13 protein-coding genes and 1 pseudogene are annotated in these 13,106 nt (G+C 60.4%); 2 read left to right on the top strand and 12 right to left on the bottom strand.

The features are described from left to right. The first annotated feature begins 7 nt into the window (after positions 1-7). A complete protein-coding gene (locus A3AY_RS39095; protein WP_154663276.1) occupies positions 8-235 on the top strand; it encodes a hypothetical protein in 228 nt (75 codons plus the stop codon). A 53-nt stretch (positions 236-288) separates the two neighbouring features. Here A3AY_RS39095 and A3AY_RS0111045 read toward each other — a convergent pair whose 3' ends face one another. After that, entirely contained in the window at positions 289-1,269 is a 981-nt protein-coding gene (locus tag A3AY_RS0111045) for a sugar-binding transcriptional regulator (protein ID WP_018325739.1), read from the bottom strand. A 385-nt stretch (positions 1,270-1,654) separates the two neighbouring features. Between A3AY_RS0111045 and tal the strand changes: the two genes are divergently transcribed. Then, a complete protein-coding gene (tal, locus tag A3AY_RS0111040) occupies positions 1,655-2,620 on the top strand; it encodes a transaldolase (protein ID WP_018325738.1) in 966 nt (321 codons plus the stop codon). Positions 2,621-3,100: 480 nt separating this feature from the next. On the opposite strand, the pseudogene A3AY_RS40460 reads toward tal, so the two are convergent. The 11 genes and pseudogenes from A3AY_RS40460 to A3AY_RS0110985 all read right to left on the bottom strand — a co-directional run. Further along, positions 3,101-3,883, bottom strand: a pseudogene (locus A3AY_RS40460) (nucleotidyltransferase family protein); the annotation flags it as partial. A 14-nt stretch (positions 3,884-3,897) separates the two neighbouring features. Further along, positions 3,898-4,158, bottom strand: coding sequence for a hypothetical protein (locus tag A3AY_RS41420; RefSeq protein WP_026203327.1), 261 nt, complete (start codon positions 4,156-4,158; stop codon positions 3,898-3,900). Further along, entirely contained in the window at positions 4,155-4,862 is a 708-nt protein-coding gene (locus tag A3AY_RS0111025) for an XdhC family protein (RefSeq protein ID WP_018325735.1), read from the bottom strand. The genes A3AY_RS41420 and A3AY_RS0111025 overlap by 4 nt, the downstream gene beginning before the upstream one ends. Continuing rightward, the gene (locus A3AY_RS0111020) at positions 4,862-5,191 is read right to left on the bottom strand and encodes an XdhC family protein (RefSeq protein ID WP_018325734.1); all 330 of its coding nucleotides are present in this window, start codon (positions 5,189-5,191) and stop codon (positions 4,862-4,864) included. Before A3AY_RS0111020 ends, A3AY_RS0111025 begins: the two co-directional genes overlap by 1 nt. Positions 5,192-5,452: 261 nt before the next feature. Next, the gene (locus tag A3AY_RS0111015; protein ID WP_051108341.1) at positions 5,453-7,756 is read right to left on the bottom strand and encodes a beta-glucosidase; all 2,304 of its coding nucleotides are present in this window, start codon (positions 7,754-7,756) and stop codon (positions 5,453-5,455) included. A gap of 96 nt (positions 7,757-7,852) precedes the next feature. After that, a complete protein-coding gene (locus A3AY_RS0111010) occupies positions 7,853-8,344 on the bottom strand; it encodes a MarR family winged helix-turn-helix transcriptional regulator (protein ID WP_018325732.1) in 492 nt (163 codons plus the stop codon). A gap of 69 nt (positions 8,345-8,413) precedes the next feature. Further along, positions 8,414-9,010 carry a cysteine hydrolase family protein gene (locus tag A3AY_RS0111005; RefSeq protein WP_018325731.1) on the bottom strand — a complete coding sequence of 199 codons (597 nt, stop codon included), beginning with the start codon at positions 9,008-9,010 and terminating at the stop codon, positions 8,414-8,416. Positions 9,011-9,014: 4 nt separating this feature from the next. Beyond that, a complete protein-coding gene (locus tag A3AY_RS0111000) occupies positions 9,015-10,064 on the bottom strand; it encodes an ABC transporter ATP-binding protein (RefSeq protein WP_018325730.1) in 1,050 nt (349 codons plus the stop codon). Then, complete coding sequence (locus tag A3AY_RS0110995) at positions 10,051-10,830, bottom strand: ABC transporter permease (protein ID WP_018325729.1); 780 nt, start codon at positions 10,828-10,830, stop codon at positions 10,051-10,053. Before A3AY_RS0110995 ends, A3AY_RS0111000 begins: the two co-directional genes overlap by 14 nt. 10 nt (positions 10,831-10,840) lie before the next feature. After that, complete coding sequence (locus A3AY_RS0110990; protein ID WP_018325728.1) at positions 10,841-11,755, bottom strand: ABC transporter permease; 915 nt, start codon at positions 11,753-11,755, stop codon at positions 10,841-10,843. After that, positions 11,745-12,821 carry an ABC transporter substrate-binding protein gene (locus A3AY_RS0110985; RefSeq protein ID WP_040668531.1) on the bottom strand — a complete coding sequence of 359 codons (1,077 nt, stop codon included), beginning with the start codon at positions 12,819-12,821 and terminating at the stop codon, positions 11,745-11,747. The genes A3AY_RS0110990 and A3AY_RS0110985 overlap by 11 nt, the downstream gene beginning before the upstream one ends. Positions 12,822-13,106 lie beyond the last annotated feature (285 nt).

Raw genomic sequence — 13,106 nt, 5'->3', positions numbered from 1 at the left:
CATTTCCTTGAGCCACCTTCGTAATTTCATCACCGGCAACTTGACCGCGCCAGTGATGCGAGCGCTCGGCACCTCATCTGGAGGATTAACCAGCCTGTCGATCCGCCTTTCGGAGATGGCGGCGAGCTGTGCCGCCGCGACCGAGAGAAAGAAATGGCGCGCCACTACAAAAATGAACTCACGCCCGACGATCTCGGCCTACAGAGTCTCCATTGAAGGAGGTCCTGATGGGTGATTGATTTCTACTAAGCGAACTCAAAATGGCATCTCAAACGATAGGTCCTCACCCTAGCTCTCGACCAATTCCAGAAGCGCCTTAGCGGCGCTTTCCTCGGTGATCAGCGTGTTGCAGCCTATGCGCTTTATCGTGGCGCGGATCGCCACGGCGCGATGTGCGCCCCCCGAGGAAAGCACGATGTGCCTTGCCTTCTTAAGGGTATCCAGATCAACCGACATCACGCGACTGTTGATCGAGTGATCGACGCTGTTGCCGTACTTGTCGAGGAAGTTGAACATCGTGTCGCAAACGCAGCCGGCATCGATCAGCTGCTGCAATTCCACCTTTGAGATCCAACCTTCGGAGAGCGAAGTCGAATGTGGGCCGATGTCGCCGCAGCTGACGATCGCAAGATCGAGGTCTTCCGCCAAGCGGTAGATCGTATCCAATCCGCAATTGTCGATCAGATTGCGCTTGGTCTCGACCGAGTCCACGAGCAGCGGCGACAGGAACATGTAGCACTCGGCGCCAAGCTGATTTGCCAGTCGCCACGTGTAGTCGATCGGGTTCGTCTGATGGACCGCGACGATACCGCCGAGCAGGGAGACGACCTTGCAGTTGGTGCGCCGCGGCGGGCGGAAGCTCGACAGCGACGCCGTCATCGTGCGGCCCCACCCGACCCCGATTGTATAGTCGTCGGGAATTGCTTCGGACAGAAACTGGCCGAGGGCAAGGCCAATGCTCTTTGCCAGACTATCGACGTCGCACTTAACCGGCGCAGGGACAACAATCGCCTCGTCAAGCCCGTAGGCGCGTTCCAATTTCACTGAGAGCTCGACACAGTCTCCGATCGAATCGTTAATCCAGATCTGTACTTCGCTACGCTTCATCGCCTCGTCGAGCAGGCGAATGACGGTGGTGCGGCTGATGCCAAGCTGCTCGGCGACATCCTTCTGCGTCAGGCCCTGATTGTAATAGAGCCAGGCCGCGCGCAGCCTCAGCGAGGAGGTTTCGGAGTAAGCCGTGTGCGTGCCGCGTCTCAGCTTGGCCATGTCTTCTCCCTTGTGAATTTTACCCTGCTTGCACCAGACGTCCAAAGTCGGCAACTGCCTTGTTTAGGACTGATGGTGACGGACATGTAACTTTTGTCAATCTAGATAAACAAATGTCCTTGACTTTCGCTCTTTGAAGCGGTGATATTCGTCCCAACACAGCCGTTCTTGTGGTTTGGAGAGCACAACTTTGTCACAGGAGTTGCAGCCCCCTTTTGAGCCGCAGGCAGCATCGACCGAGCAGTGTGCATGTTTGTCTTCGTTGCGTGGCAGAAGTGTGCCTTTTCGCCAAAAGCACGCAAGTCACCTGTTTGCAGATTGCCCCATTGCCGGGCCGACGCGCACCGATCAACAGATAAGCTCGAGTTTACAAGGGATTTTGACCATGACATCCAAGCTTGACCAACTCCGCGACATGACCACGGTCGTCGCTGATACCGGCGACATGGAGGCCGTCGCACGCCTGAAGCCGGTGGATTGCACGACGAACCCGAGCATCGTGCTCAAGGCTCTCGGCACGCCGATGTTCGCCGACGCCATCAAGGAAGCCGTCGCCTGGGGCAAGAAGCAGGGCGGCAATCCCGAAGCCCTTTCATCAGCCGTCGCCGATCGTCTCGCCATCTCCGTCGGCGCAGCCCTGGTGAAGCTCGTCCCGGGCCGCGTCTCGACCGAAGTCGACGCCGATCTTTCCTTCGATACAGAGGCTTCGCTTGCCAAGGCGCGCGCAATCATCGCCGCCTACAAGGATCGCGGCATCGACCAGGACCGCATCCTCATCAAGCTCGCCTCCACCTGGGAAGGCATCCGTGCCGCGGAAGTCCTGCAGAAGGAAGGCATCGACTGCAATCTGACGCTTCTTTTCAGCAAGGCCCAGGCGATCGCCTGTGCCGACGCCAAAGTGTTTCTGATCTCGCCCTTCGTTGGCCGCATCCTCGACTGGTACAAGAAGTCGACCGGCAAGGACTACACTGCCGAGGAAGATCCGGGCGTCATCTCCGTTCGCGAAATCTACAACTACTACAAGGTGAACGACATCAAGACGATCGTCATGGGCGCCTCCTTTCGCAGTGCCGGCGAAATCGAAGCCCTTGCCGGCTGCGATCGCCTGACAATCAGCCCGAACCTGCTCGACGAGCTGGCCAAGGATGAAGGCGAGCTGGAGCGCGAGCTCTCGCCGGAGATCCGCAAGCCGGATCCGAAGGTCTCGGTCGACGAGAAGACCTTCCGCTGGATGATGAACGAGGACGCGATGGCGACGGAAAAACTCGCCGAAGGCATCCGCGCCTTCGCCAAGGATCTCGGGACCTTGCGCACCATGGTGCAGAAGCAACTGCAGCTCGCCGCCGCCTGATCCCCTGCTCCGGCGAGCCTAGTGATCTCAGTGGGAATGGAAACGCTTGGCTGCTGATGAAGTCCACCGTAGAAGCCGGTCACGTCACCGATGCTTCCTGTCGCATCGAAGGTGAAAGCGATGACGCCAACCTCGATGATCTCATTGAGTCCCGTGGTCTCGGTGTCGAGAATGATGCCCTTGAGGGGTACTCCGGGCGTGGGAATGGTGCGATTGCGCGCGGCACGAGTTTCTGCAGGATCCGATATCGACCTGTTCTCCGACAGATGTCGGACCATGTCCTCTTCACTCATGAGGTCAAGGTCGCCGCGTTATTGTCACCCCAGGAGCCATTTCGGCGGCATTGGTCAGGCCGGTCTTCCCCGACGGGGCCGGCGATTGAAAACGGCGCACCGCTCACCAGAGGTGTTCGTCTCCGCACTATCCCTCCAAGCCCGATCGCGTGAAGGCACTCGGCGCCCATCCGCCGTTTGGGCCACTCTATCCCCTCAAAAGACCACCGGCCGCCAGGACGGCCTCTGGCGTATCAACGTCCAGATGGGCCGCATCACCGATATCGACATCGATGACGGGGAGCCCCGATGTCTCGATGATGTGCCTCGCCCCGACATCTCCTTCAAGCCGCATGACAGCATCGCCGAGTGATCGGGGGAGAATGACCGGGTTACCATGCTTGCCGCGCGACCCCGCGCGGACAATCGCCCGCCCAGAGGCCGCACGGAAGGCAGAGATCAAGGCGTTGAGATCGGCAGCTGTGACGCCAGGCATATCGGCGAGCATGACGAGAACACCGTCTGCATCGCGCACCGACGCGGCCGAAAACCCGGAAATGAGTGAGCTTGCCATGCCGGACGCATAATCAGGATTTTCTACCGTCGTAACGCCTAGTCCAGAGAGCGCAGCCTCGATTTCGCCCCGCCGGTGACCGGTGACGACGGCGACGTATACAGCATCGGCGGCGAGCGCAGTTTCAGCGGCGCGGCGCACCAGCGGCTTACCATCGAATTCAGCCAACAGCTTGTGGGCGCAAGCCTCGCCCATACGACTGGCTTTCCCGGCAGCCAGGATGACTGCCGCAACGGTCACTGGCCGGTCCTGCTGTTCTCTGCTGTCTCGCGGCCGCGGCCGTGTCTCGATTTCCATAAGCAGCCCTCCGACACCCATGCCTGTCAGATCATGCGCAATCGGCTTCTCACCGGCCAGGATTCGATCCAGAACCCAATCGAAACCATTCTCGGGGTCCGCGGCGAAGAGCCCGTCTGCCGCCGCATAGATGTTCAGCCGCCCAGTGGCAGCCTCGGAGAAGCGCAGATGATCGGGTGCATTGCTGCAGCAGGCTGCCTGGCCGCCTCGTCTCCGCTGATATCTCCGCCCTCAATCCGCGCTCCGATGACGCTGACAATACCGGCACTTTGAAGCGCTTCGATATCCGCGGGCGAAACGGGATGCTTATTATGCAGTTTCCGGTCAGGCAATATTACGGTATGTGCAAGCAGCAACCCTTCGGCGGCGGCCACCGGAAATTCGCCAAACTTCATCTGATATCGCCTTTCGCCGACGCGACGTCGCGCAATCGCATCGCTTCGATGATCTGGGCCAAGATGGCGACGGCGATCTCTGCCGGACTGACAGCGCCAATATTAAGCCCGACCGGGCCGTTGATACGGGCGAGCGTCTCGTCCGGGAAGCCCTCAGCCTTCAGACGCTCAAGACGGGACGCATGGGTTTTCCGGCTACCGAGTGCCCCGACATAGAAGCAGCCCCGGCGTAGGGCCTCTGCAATCGGAAAGTCGTCTATCATCGGATCGTGGGTGAGCGCGACCAGTGCCGTGTAGGCGTCGAGCGGTTTTGCCTTCAAAACGTCAACAGGCCAGTCGCTCCTGAGATCAATGCCGGCAAAACGCTCCGGCGTCGCGAACGCCATGCGCGGATCGATGATCCTGGTGTCGAAGCCGACAAGCGCCGCCATCCGCGCCAGGACCTGGCTGATATGAACGGCGCCGATGATGACGATACCCCGCGGCGGCCGATGGACGTTTAGGAAGTAGCTCCCGCCATCGGCCTCGACAACACTGGCGTGTCCGGAGCGAAATGCCGCAGCCACCGCCTCGCCGAGCGCACCATGGAGCTGGTCACCTTCTGCAATGACGCTCGCATGGCCACCACCGAGATCGGTGACCAATACGGCGGGAATCCGGGCCTGCCGACAGGCATTCAGCCGCTCCAGCGTCGCAAGCTCCATCAGGCGAGCCTTTCCACATAGACGCGAATGCGCCCGCCGCAGGAAAGCCCGACACTCCATGCCGTCTCGTCGGCAACGGCGAATTCCAGCATCCTGGGATCGCCGCTACCGATGACATCGAGCGCCTCCGTGATGACGGCGCCTTCGACGCAGCCGCCGGAAACGGAGCCTTCGAAATTACCCTCAGCGTCGATTACCAGGTGGCTGCCCGCCGGTCGCGGCGCCGAACCCCATGTTTCTATGACGGTGGCGATCGCCACCTCGCGGCCGCTCTTCCTCCAGGCTTCCGCCGTGAGCAATGGATCGATGCTGATAGACGCTCCGCTCATGCAGTACCTCTTTTAATCTCCAAACGGCGTCCACCGCTTTGGGCACTTCCTGATCCGAACGCAGCCGCAGGATCGAGTTCTGGCCGCCGTGCTAACTCATGGTCAGCCTTCTCTTTCCCTGCATGAAAAAGTCCACGTTGCGCGTGGTCCTATTGATGCCAAGGCTGGACTGGCGAATTGATCTGCGATTCTCTCAACCAGACCGAAAAGATCAAACGAAATAAACGCATATTTTTCCCGCACACGTTTCACCTGACCTGCTCACGGCTCTTCTTCGTCTAATGCATCAAACAGCGCCGCGAGCTCAGGCTCCGGAATGCTTTCGCCGATTGACCAGCTAAGCGTGTCGTAGAAGCCAAGAAAGGATTTGCGCGTACCATCGAGAAGCCCCTGGGCTTCATCCCCGTCTAGGTTCAGCCGCTTAACGAAAAAGGACTTCAGCGCCGCCTCAGCCTTGGGATGGCTGAAGACCGCAGCGGGTGAAGATGTCGTCGCGATCCGCGGAACGGGAATCGGCTCCGACTCGCAGGGCAGGATTCGCGACAGTCGGATATCGCGCGATGAGGCTGCAACTTCGACAGCGAACGCCTTGGCGCGCAGGGTCCAGCGGCCCGTTGCGGTGTCGAAATACTGGAAGTCCCGCGGCAGAAGCTCGATATCCACGGTTGCTGCCTCTCCCGGGGCAAGAGCATGCTTGGAAAACGCCTTGAGTTCGCGGACCGGCCGTTTCAGCCCCGGTTCGATTGGACGAACATAGACTTGCACGACCTCCTGCCCGAAAACCTTCCCCATGTTGCAAAGACTGAATTGCAGCTTGACAGAAACGCCGGGCGCAACGGTGTCGGTGTCGACGTAAAGATCAGTGTAGGCGAAGTCCGTGTAGCTCAATCCATGACCGAAAGGAAAAAGGGGCTCCATGGCGCGAAGATCATAATAGCGGTATCCGGCGAAGATGCTTTCGCTGTAGGTATGATGGCCGTTTTCGCCGGGATAGGTATGGAAGCCCGGAATATCCTGGATCCTAAGCGGCAGCGTCGTAGAGAGCTTTCCGCTAGGGTTTACCCTGCCGAAAAGCACCTGCGCCAGCGCCGCGCCGCCGCCCTGCCCCGGATAGAAGCAGGCAAGAACGGCATCTACCTTTTCGATCCACGGCATGGTGACGGCGTCGGGCATGGTGAGGGCGACAATGCTCCGGGCATTTGTGGAGGCCACAGCCTCGATCAAGGCATCCTGGCCGTCGGCGAGACGGATGTCGGATCGGTCGGTGCCCTCGCCCTCTGCGCCGGTACGATGATTGGCGAAGAGGACGACTGCATCGGCGCCCCTTGCTGCGACCACAACGTCTGCGGTCTGCTTTTCCAGGTCGCCGACGCCATCCTTGGCAAAGGGCATGAAATCGATGATCGCGCCCGCCGCAAGGGCGCGGATTTCGTCCAGAGGCACATCAACACGAAAGGGATTCGTCGTGGCCGAGCCGGAGCCCTGGATGGTTGGGCGGATCGCCCCGTCGCCGACGACGAGAATGCGCTTGCCCGCAAGGCTTTTGAGCGGCAGCGCCGCATCGTCATTTTTCAGGAGGACGATCGATTCGGCGGCCATGCGGCGGGCAAGGGCATGGTGACGCACGAGATCCACCGGAGCCGCCGGAACCCGAAGTCCTGACAGCCGCCGTACGAGTGAAAGTACGTTTCGGCAAGATCGATCCAGTGCCTCGCGGTCCAGTTCGCCGGCCTCAAGGGCAGCGCTGAGACGCGCCTTGCGCGGCCCGCTTTCCGGCATGTCGAGATCGGTGCCGGCATGCACCGCCGCCGGCCGGTCCTTGATCGCATGCCAATCCGAGATCACCACGCCGCTATAGCCCCACTCCCCGCGGAGAACCTCCGTCAGCAACCAGTGGTTCTCGGCGGATTGCACGCCGTTGAGCGGATTGTAGGCGCTCATCACCGTCCAGGGATCGCTCTTTGCGATCACCCTTTCAAAACCGGCAAGGTAGATTTCACGAAGCGCGCGTTCGTCGACGTCCGAACTCATATTGGTTCTGTCGATCTCAGAGTTGTTGCAGGCAAAGTGCTTGAGCGATGCGCCGACACCAGCACCTTGCAGGCCACGGATCAGCCCGGCGGCGAGATCGCCGCTAACGACGGGATCTTCGGAGTAATATTCATAGGCACGGCCGGCAAGCGGGGTCCGGCGAATATTGATGCCCGGACCGAGAAGCAGGTCCACACCGAGCGCGCGGCACTCGGCAGCCAGCGCCTGCCCCAGTTTCTCTGCAAGGGCAACATCCCACGAACAACCCAGAAGATTGCCGTTCGGAAAGCATGTCGCAGGATGGGTGTCGCCAAACATCCCCGGGCCACCATCGTCGGCGCGACGGTTGACAACGGCCTGGAACGCCGCAAGAGCCGCCTCCGGATCCGAACCGGAATCAATCTGCGTCATCGAATAGCGCACGCCGTAGGTTCCGTCGGTCATGACGATCGAGGGAATACCGAGACGCGGGATGGCCGCTGTTCTCCAGAGCCCATGCCCGCTGACGAAATCGATCTTTTCTTCGTCGGTCATCAAGGCAATGACAGCCTGCACCTCGTCATGATGATTGCTCACTGGTCGCCTCGATTATCTTTTGGATTGGGTGGGCGCACCGGCTGCAGCCGGCGCTCAACAGATTTTCTGCAGAAGTTCTATCAGCATCATGCGTTCGGCAGGAGAGAGCGGCCCTAGCGTCCTGTGCGAAACATCCAGCGCCTGCGAAAGGTTGCGCGCGATCGTATCCTCGCCCTCGCGGGTCAAGGTCAGGACCAGTCGGCGCGCGTCGGCGGAATCGGGCGCCGTGTTGACCAGGCCGCGCTTGACCAGCCGATCGACGACGCCCTTGATCGTCGCCATGTCCATCGCGGTCTCGCGTCCGAGATTGCCCTGCGAACAGGGTTGCAGATCCTTGAGCTTGACCAGTGCCGCCCACTGGGTCGTCGTCAGCTTTTCCGCGATCAGTTCGCCGAAGATCGCCACATGCCGCTGGTTCGCCTGCCGCAAAAAGAACCCGATCTGTTCGCCGAGCACATAGGCGTTGTTGCGCCCCGCCCCCCCATCAACCGCATCGCCGGCATGATCGACGCAGCGGAAAGGATGCTCTTCAAAAGGGCCGTTCATGATCTCTCTCGTTTCCCGGAGCGGTTTTTTACCGCCTGCGCTTCGATGTTGGGTCGATCGGGACATCTGCTAAGATTCCCACGCTTCCAGAATGGCCTGAGTGGAGGCAATTTCCAACTGTTCCGCAAAGCGCGGTAGGAGATGGGCGAGGATCATGCCATGCGCTGTCTCGTTGCCGCTTGCCACGGCATCGGCAGCGACGATGACGCGAAATCCGAGATCGATCGCATCCAGCACGCTGGCATGTACGCAGACATCGGTTTCGACGCCGCTGAACACCAGCGTATCGATGCCCAAGGATTCAAGCCTCTCGGCAAAACCCGGTGTACCGAAGACGGAAAACGTCTCTTTCTCAACCTGCGCGTCAGCCCCCGCGAGCAGCGCCAGCGGCTCGACGAGGTCGAGCATTCCGGGCGCCAGCGCCTCGCCTGTCACCATCGACCAGCGGCGGTAATAATTCTTCCACCGGCCTTTTGCATCTTCCGCCCGCTGTGGGACGATGAACTTGACGAACAGCGTCTCCGCCAGCCGCTCGCGGCTCAGCCGGACGACGTTCGGAAGGATCGTCCGGATCGCCGGCGTATGCCAGGCGGTCTCATCGGCGAACAGACGCTGCATGTCGATGACGAGATGCAGCGTGCTTTTCGGGATCGGATCGAGCGGCATGGGTTCAGTCCGCAACCGCAACGGTATGATCTGCCGACCAACCGAGGACCACCGTCTCGCCCTGCTTGAGGACGTTGCCGTCGCGGTTCTGGGCAAAGAGCTTGACCTGCATGCCGTCGGCGGTTTCCAGAATGTAGGACAACGCCTGTCCCGCATAGATCACGGTCGTGATGCGCGCGGTCAGACGATTGCCGGGCGACGGGTCCTTGGCGACAAACATCTTTTCTGGACGCACGGCGAGCGTAGCTTGCGCGCCATCGGCCGGCAAGGTGCCCGCTGCGTGCACGACCGTGCCGTCGGCAAGACGGACGGCGCCACTCTCGACTTTACCCTTGAGGAAGTTCGAATCGCCGAGGAATTCGGCGGCGAACCGCGTCAGGGGCTTTTCATAAACCGTTTCCGGGTCCCCGATCTGGACGATCCGGCCCTTGTCAAGGATCGCCACCTTGTCGGAAAGGGTCAACGCCTCTTCCTGGTCATGCGTGACGAAGATCGTAGTCAAACCGCTTTCGCGCTGGATGCGCAGGAGTTCGACCTGCATTTCCTGGCGCAGGCGGCGATCGAGCGCCGAAAGCGGTTCATCGAGAAGCAGGACGCTTGGCTTGATGACCATAGCGCGGGCCAACGCGACCCGCTGCTGCTGGCCCCCGGAAAGCTGCTTCGGCATGCGATCGGCGAAACCGGGAAGGTGCACCATTTCCAGCGCCGCATCGACCTGCTTGCGCGCCTCCGCGCCATGAATGCCGCGACGTCCGAGGCCGAAGGCGACGTTCTGTGCGATCGTCATATGCGGGAATAGCGCATAGGACTGGAACATCATGCCGATGTTGCGTCCCCAGACGGGGACATGGGTCACATCCCTGCCGCCAATGCTGACGATGCCCTCGTCCGGACGGATGAAGCCGGCGATGATGCGCAGCAATGTCGTCTTCCCCGATCCGGAGGGTCCGAGAAGGCTGGTGAAGGAACCTTCCGGGAAATCCGTGGAGATGTCGGTCAGAACCGGCGTCGTTCCATAGGTCTTGGCGACCGAATTTACGTTAACGTTTGTCACGGACATCTCCGGGTTTGGCGAAGCGCGCAAAGATCAGGATCGCAGCCATCGAGCCGAGCAGCAGCAGCGTCGAGATCGCGTTGATTTCGGGCGTGAAACCCTTGCGGATCGCGGAGTAGATCTGGACCGGCAGCGTCGAATAGCCGGGCGTGGCAAGAAAATAAGATATCACGAACTGATCGAGCGAAACGGCGAAGGCAAACAGCGCGGCGCCGAGAATGCTTGGGAACAAGAGCGGCAGGGTCACCGCGAAGAAAGCGTGGATCGGCGTCGAACCGAGGCTCATCGCCGCCTCTTCCAGGTCAGCCCGGATCGTGCTGAAACCGGTTCCCACCACCAGCACCACATAGGGAATGGCAAGCGCGACATGGCCGATGAGCAAAGCGTGCATGCCGCGACCGATGCCGGACCAGTAGAAAAATACGAGCATGGCCGTGCCGGTGATCAGCCACGGAATGGCGATCGGAGGCAGGAGAAGCAGTTGCAGCAGGCTTTTGCCGCGAAACGTACGCCGCGACAGGGCGATGGAGGCCATGGTGCCGAGACAGGTGGAGATCACCGCCGTGATCACCGCGATGATGATGCTGTTCATGCCGGCCTTCAGGAGCTGCTGGTTGTCCATCAGAGCAACGTACCAACGGGTGGAAAAGCTGAAGGGCAGTTCGTAGAGCTGGGATTCGTTGAAACCCATCGCCATCATCACCAGGATCGGCGTGTAGAGAAAAATGAGGATCGCCAGAAGGTAGATACGACCAAGCTGTGTCATCGTCGCCCCCTTACGCCGTCGTGCCGCGGCGCAGGACGCCGGAGAAGGTTGCAAAAATTGCGAGAACCACGGCGAGCAGCGTAAACGAGAGGGCGGCCCCGAGCGGCCAGTTGAAGGCCTGGGTGAACTGGTCCTCGATCACCGTCCCCATGGTCACGCCTACCTTGCCGCCGAGAATGCGCGGCTCCATGAAGGACCCGATCACCGGCACGAAGGTGAGCACTGCGCCCGAAATCAGGCCGGGGGCAGCCAGTGGCAGGAGAATGCGCAGAAGAATGGTCCACCAGCGCGCGCCAAGGCTCGCAGCCGCCTCGATGATGGCGTCATCGATCGTCGACAGGGCGATATAGCAGGTAAGGATCATGTAGGGCAGGTAGCCGTGGACCAGACCGAGAACGACGGCATAACGCGTATAAAGAAACGAAATCGAGCCGATATCCGGCAGGACCATGTCCACCACGCCGTCGAGAAAGCCGTTTTCCCGCAACACCATCGTCCAGGAGAAAACGCGAACCAGCCCGTTTGTCCAGAATGGCAGCAGGAGAAGCACCAGCAATGTCTCGCGCATGCGTCCGACTGTTGCCCTTGCCAGCGCGACCGCGGCAAGAAAGCCGAAAACCGCGCAGAGCAGCGTCGTCCAGAAGCCGATGACCAGCGAGGTCCAGGCGATGTTGATCAGATACGGCTGGTCGATGAAGGCGCGGTAGTGCTTCAGCGTGAAGACAATGGGCGTCTTGCCCATCGGCGTCGCCGACATGAAGCTGAAAACGAACATCGTCAAGAGCGGCAGCAGAACCGCCAGCGTCAGCCAGCCATAGGTCGGCAGCAGCAGGGCCGTCGTGGCGACCCAGGCCGGGATCGGGCGGCGCTGGCGCGGATCCGAAGATCCGCGCGCCGCATCGTTGAGGATGGCGTCACTCCGCATAGAAAGCTTTCACTTCCTGCCAGAGGTTGTTGAAGGCCTCGCGGCGATCGTCCGGAAGCGCCGACATGATGCTCATGCTGGAAATGTATTCCGGCTTGTGGATCTGGCGGCTGAGATCGTCGGCCGGCAAGCTTTCCATGGCAGCGGTATTCGCCGATGCCGGAGCGCCGGCCTTGGTAGCCCATTCCACGTAGAACTTCGGATCGATCATCCAGTTCGCGAAGGCATGCGCTCCCTCTGCATTCGGGGCACCGACAGGAATGCCGAGACCGTCGACCCAGCCGATTCCCCCTTCCTTCGGAACGACGAAATCGACAGGCAGCTTGCTGACGCGGCGTGAACGAACCGCGCCGCCCGACCAGTACATCGCCACGTCGAATTCCTTGGCGGCGAAGGACTTGTTCCACTGGTCCTCAGTCGACCAGAGCAGCTTGACGTTCGACTTGAAGCCCTTGAGGGTTTCCTTTACGAGGTCGAGATCCTTGGGATTGTTCATGTCCTGCCCCGTCAGCAGGGCCGCGGCCGCGATGGCGCCGACGGCATCGTCCTGGAGACCGACGCGACCCTTGTATGCGGGGTCGCCGAACACGGCATAGCTATCCGCCTTCGGCAGGCCTTCACGCATGGCAATGGCGGTGAGGCCCCAGACCCACGGGACAGCATAACCGACGCCGTCCTTGTTGAAATTTTCGTTGGAGCGCAGATTTTCCGCGACCGAGGAGATGTTCGGCACCTTGGCATAGTCGATCGGCGAGATCAGGTCTTCCGCCATCGCCTGGGCGCAGCGCGCCGCATTGAGGACGACCAGGTCATAGGTGCCGGGATTGGTGCGCAGCTTGGTCAGCATTTCGGCTTCCGAGCTGTAGTAATCGTGCACGACCTCGATGCCGGTTGCCTCCTGGAAGGCCTTGATCGACCAGGCCTCGTCCGTGCCATAGCCCTGCCAGTTGAGCACCGTGATTGTGCCGGCCGCAAAGGCCATTCCCGGCAGCATGGAAACGCCGGCACCTGCGATAAGCGTCGCGGACATCAGCTTGAGTGCGTTGCGTCTTGTGATTTCAGTCATGATGTTACCCCTCTTTGAACTGGTTGATCGGTGACAAATCCGCAGCGCAGCGACTGTTTTACGCTGCGCGCGGAGCATTCAAAGGCATCGAAACTTGTACACAAACAAAAGACAAATTCATTTGTATACAAATTAACAGCCAGAAAGGCGCAACCCGAAACAAGGACAGCAGGACAGTACTTCAAACCAGCCGAAAACACCCTGCCGGGAGCCGCGCTCCGCAACAGAACGATGCGAAAAGTCTTTCGCCCCAAGCTTGTCGGCCTTTAAAGCATATTCGAACCA

It is taken from the genome of Rhizobium giardinii bv. giardinii H152 (genome assembly GCF_000379605.1).
Taxonomy (GTDB): domain Bacteria; phylum Pseudomonadota; class Alphaproteobacteria; order Rhizobiales; family Rhizobiaceae; genus Pararhizobium; species Pararhizobium giardinii.
The sequence above is the reverse complement of the archived record's forward strand: the minus strand, read 5'-3'. Positions and strand labels throughout refer to the sequence as shown.